Genomic DNA, 3,332 nt, shown 5'->3' with positions numbered 1-3,332 from the left:
AACGGTAATGACGCCTTCTTTACCCACTTTTTCCATCGCGTCTGCGATGATCTTGCCGATGGTTTCGTCACCGTTGGCGGAGATAGTGCCAACCTGGGCGATCATGCGGCTGTCGTCGCAGGGCTTGGCCATTTCACGGATGGCTTTAACAGCTTCGGCGGTACCTTTGTCGATACCACGCTTCAGGTCCATCGGGTTCATGCCGGCAGTCACGGCCTTGATACCCTCATTCACGATGGACTGGGCCAGTACGGTCGCAGTCGTGGTACCGTCACCAGCAGTTTCGTTGGCCTGGGAAGCGACTTCCTTCACCATCTGCGCGCCCATGTTCTCGAACTTGTCTTTCAGCTCGATTTCCTTGGCCACAGATACGCCGTCCTTGGTCACAGTCGGAGCGCCGAAAGACTTCTCCAGAACCACGTTACGGCCTTTGGGGCCCAGTGTTACCTTGACCGCGTCCGCCAGGATGTTAACACCTGCTACCATGCGCTTACGGGCGCTATCACCGAATTTAACGTCTTTTGCTGCCATGTCTTCTATTCCTGTTCGTTAAACCGAAAATTGAACCGATCGGATTAATGAGCGTTCGTGCCTATCGCTGTTGCGATCACTCAAGCACGCCGTAAATATCGTTCTCACTCATGATGAGCAGCTCTTCACCGTCAACCTTTACGGTGTTACCGGCGTACTGACCGAAGACCACGGTGTCACCCACCTTGACCGCCAGTGCACGGGTTTCGCCGTTATCCAGAATGCGGCCATTACCCACAGCGATCACTTCGCCCTGGGAAGGCTTTTCTTTGGCATTACCCGGCAGCACGATGCCACCCGCAGTTTTCTCTTCTTCTTCCTTACGGCGTACGACAACACGATCGTGTAGCGGACGAATTTTCATTGCTCTGTTTCTCCAATAGTCAGATTAATGTGGCAATGACAATTGCATGTTAAAAATGTCTGGCCGGAGACCCGGACCCGACAAATTGCCCCGGCATCCAAGCCACTGATAGACAGCGGTTTTCAGCCTGAAGCGAATCTGTGCTGTGTTAATGGGGTTGAGCGAAAGGTTTTCAACACCCGCAACAAAAAAAATTTCACTTTTTTTCCTGCTCATCCTGATCAGACTGCCCCTGCTGGAGCTGGCCCCGATCATTCCGGGTCTGATCCTGGTACTCGCCTTCAATGATGTTGCCGTTGGCATCACGATCGAATGGTCGCTGCTGGCCAAAAGGGCCTTGCCCGAAGGGCCCTGCACCGCCTCCGGCGCTGAAAAAGAAACTCCGGCCGTGATTCTGCCCCGCCACCGTCATTCTCTTCAGTGCCTGCGATGCCAACCAATGTCGCGAGCCCGGCAACAAACACAGAAAGCCGAAGGTGTCGGTGATAAACCCCGGCGTGAGCAACATGGCGCCGCCGACCGCAAGAATCAGCCCCTCGGCCACTTCTTTTGCCGGCAACTCACCGCTGTTGAGCCGTTCATTCGCCCGCAACAAGGTCGCCAGCCCCTGCTGGCGCAGCAACCAGGCCCCGATTACAGCCGTCAGAAACACCAGCCCTACCGTATTCAACACGCCGATAACGCTACCGACCTGAATCAATACCGCCAGTTCGGCAATGGGCATAACGATGAAAAGAAAAAAGAAAACGGGCAAAATGCCTCCCCATAAAAACGATGCAGACACACAGAGAACGTAAAACACCTCTGAACTTAATTAGGGCAAACCATGAAACTTCAAGATTCTGTTATCGCAATCACTGGTGGCGGCCAGGGCCTCGGCCGCGCAATGGCTGAATACCTGGCAGCCAAAGGCGCCAGGCTGGCACTCATCGACCTGATGGAAGACAAGCTGGCTGAAGCCGCTGAGGCCTGCAAACTGGCCGGTGGCGACGCCAAAACCTATGTCTGTAACGTCGCCAAAGAAGAAGACGTTGAGACAACCTTTCAGGCAATCATCAATGACTTCGGCCACCTCAACGGCCTGGTGAACAACGCCGGCATCCTGCGCGACGGCCTGATGGTGAAATTCAAGGACGGCAAGCTCGAGAAGCGCATGGAACTGGCCCAGTGGCAGTCCGTGATCGACGTTAACCTCACCGGCGTTTTCCTGTGCGGCCGGGAAGCGGCCACCCGCATGATCGAAAACGGCGACCAGGGCGCGATCATCAACATCGCCTCCATCTCCCGCGCCGGAAACATGGGCCAGAGCAACTACTCCGCCGCCAAAGCCGGCGTATCTGCCCTGGTGCCAGTGTGGGCCAAAGAACTCGCCCGCTACGGCATCCGCTGCATGGGCATCGCCCCAGGGTTTATCGAAACCGAAATGACGGCCTCCATGAAGCCCGAAGCCCTGGAGAAAATGACCGCCGGCATCCCCCTGAAACGCATGGGCAAGCCAGAGGAAATCGCCTCAGCGGTAGCGTTTATCTTCGAGAACGACTACGTTTCTGGCCGCATGATCGAGGTGGACGGCGCCCTGCGCCTGTAACCCGGCCAATACCGGAGCTCTGAATGAACGAGTCCGAAAAGGAACCGACAAAGGAGCAGAAAATCTGGCAGGTAGTGGCCGCGATTCCGAAAGGGAAAGTGGCCAGCTACGGTCAGGTAGCCGCCATGGCCGGCCTCGGACGCCAGGCGCGTTTCGTTGGCCGGGCCCTGGGCAAACTGCCCGCCGGCCACTGCATTCCCTGGTATCGGGTTATCCGGAGCAACGGCCAGATCGCCTTTCCTGAAGGCACGGAAACCTGCCAGCTTCAAACAGAGAAACTGAGGCTGGAAGGGGTGGAAGTGTATAAAGGAAAGGTAAAGATGAAGGACTTTCAGTGGCAGCCTTGAGCCGAACACCCAAGGCTGCCACCGGACTAACAAAGACTCAGATCAAACCGCCTTGGCGGCAATGATCTTGTCGTGCCACTCAACCGGGCCGGTCTGGTGCACGGAACTGCCACGGGAATCCACGGCTACTGTTACCGGCATTTCTTCCACCTCAAACTCATAGATGGCTTCCATACCCAGCTCTTCGAAGGCCACCACCTTGGCGCCCTTGATGGCCTTGGAGACCAGGTATGCAGCACCACCCACCGCCATCAGATACACTGCGCCGTGCTTCTTGATGGCGTCGATGGCAACCTGACCACGCTCGGCTTTGCCGATCATGCCAGTCAGGCCGGTTTTTTCCAGCATGGTGTCAGTGAACTTGTCCATGCGGGTTGCAGTCGTAGGGCCGGCGGGGCCAACCACTTCTTCGCGTACGGGATCAACCGGGCCCACGTAATAGATGAAGCGGCCTTTCAGATCCACCGGCAGCTCTTCACCGCGCTCGATCATATCCACCATC

At 56.5% G+C, this 3,332-nt stretch carries 6 protein-coding genes; 2 read left to right on the top strand and 4 right to left on the bottom strand.

The genetic code is table 11. The features are described from left to right. The 3 genes from B3Y70_RS11000 to B3Y70_RS10990 all read right to left on the bottom strand — a co-directional run. Positions 1 to 531, bottom strand: a 531-nt coding sequence (locus tag B3Y70_RS11000) for a TCP-1/cpn60 chaperonin family protein (protein WP_288589800.1), incomplete at its 3' end; no start/stop codon positions are given. 76 nt (positions 532 to 607) lie between these two features. Beyond that, positions 608 to 895 carry a co-chaperone GroES gene (groES, locus tag B3Y70_RS10995; protein WP_011785505.1) on the bottom strand — a complete coding sequence of 96 codons (288 nt, stop codon included), beginning with the start codon at positions 893 to 895 and terminating at the stop codon, positions 608 to 610. Positions 896 to 1,091: 196 nt separating this feature from the next. After that, positions 1,092 to 1,649, bottom strand: a complete 558-nt coding sequence (locus tag B3Y70_RS10990; RefSeq protein WP_014421007.1) for an FxsA family protein — start codon at positions 1,647 to 1,649, stop codon at positions 1,092 to 1,094. 72 nt (positions 1,650 to 1,721) lie between these two features. Here B3Y70_RS10990 and B3Y70_RS10985 point away from each other — a divergent pair, with 72 nt between their 5' ends. Both B3Y70_RS10985 and B3Y70_RS10980 read left to right on the top strand, forming a co-directional pair. Then, on the top strand, positions 1,722 to 2,483 hold the full coding sequence (locus tag B3Y70_RS10985; protein ID WP_113878949.1) for an SDR family oxidoreductase: 762 nt from the start codon (positions 1,722 to 1,724) through the stop codon (positions 2,481 to 2,483). Between the two features lie 23 nt (positions 2,484 to 2,506). Then, positions 2,507 to 2,830, top strand: coding sequence for an MGMT family protein (locus B3Y70_RS10980; protein WP_011785508.1), 324 nt, complete (start codon positions 2,507 to 2,509; stop codon positions 2,828 to 2,830). Between the two features lie 42 nt (positions 2,831 to 2,872). On the opposite strand, the gene B3Y70_RS10975 is transcribed toward B3Y70_RS10980, so the two are convergent. After that, positions 2,873 to 3,332, bottom strand: a 460-nt coding sequence (locus B3Y70_RS10975) for a fumarate hydratase C-terminal domain-containing protein (RefSeq protein ID WP_288589798.1), incomplete at its 5' end; no start/stop codon positions are given.

Source organism: Marinobacter sp. UBA5687, from assembly GCF_002420325.1.
GTDB classification, from domain to species: domain Bacteria; phylum Pseudomonadota; class Gammaproteobacteria; order Pseudomonadales; family Oleiphilaceae; genus Marinobacter; species Marinobacter nauticus.
Note: the sequence above shows the minus strand (reverse complement) of the source record. Positions and strands in the feature narration are given on the sequence as shown.

What these genes read in the sequence shown, in the direction of transcription:
- groES (WP_011785505.1), bottom strand. Translation starts at nt 895, where the DNA reads ATGAAAATTCGTCCGCTACACGATCGTGTTGTCGTACGCCGTAAGGAA.
- B3Y70_RS10985 (WP_113878949.1), top strand. Translation starts at nt 1,722, where the DNA reads ATGAAACTTCAAGATTCTGTTATCGCAATCACTGGTGGCGGCCAGGGC.
- B3Y70_RS10980 (WP_011785508.1), top strand. Translation starts at nt 2,507, where the DNA reads ATGAACGAGTCCGAAAAGGAACCGACAAAGGAGCAGAAAATCTGGCAG.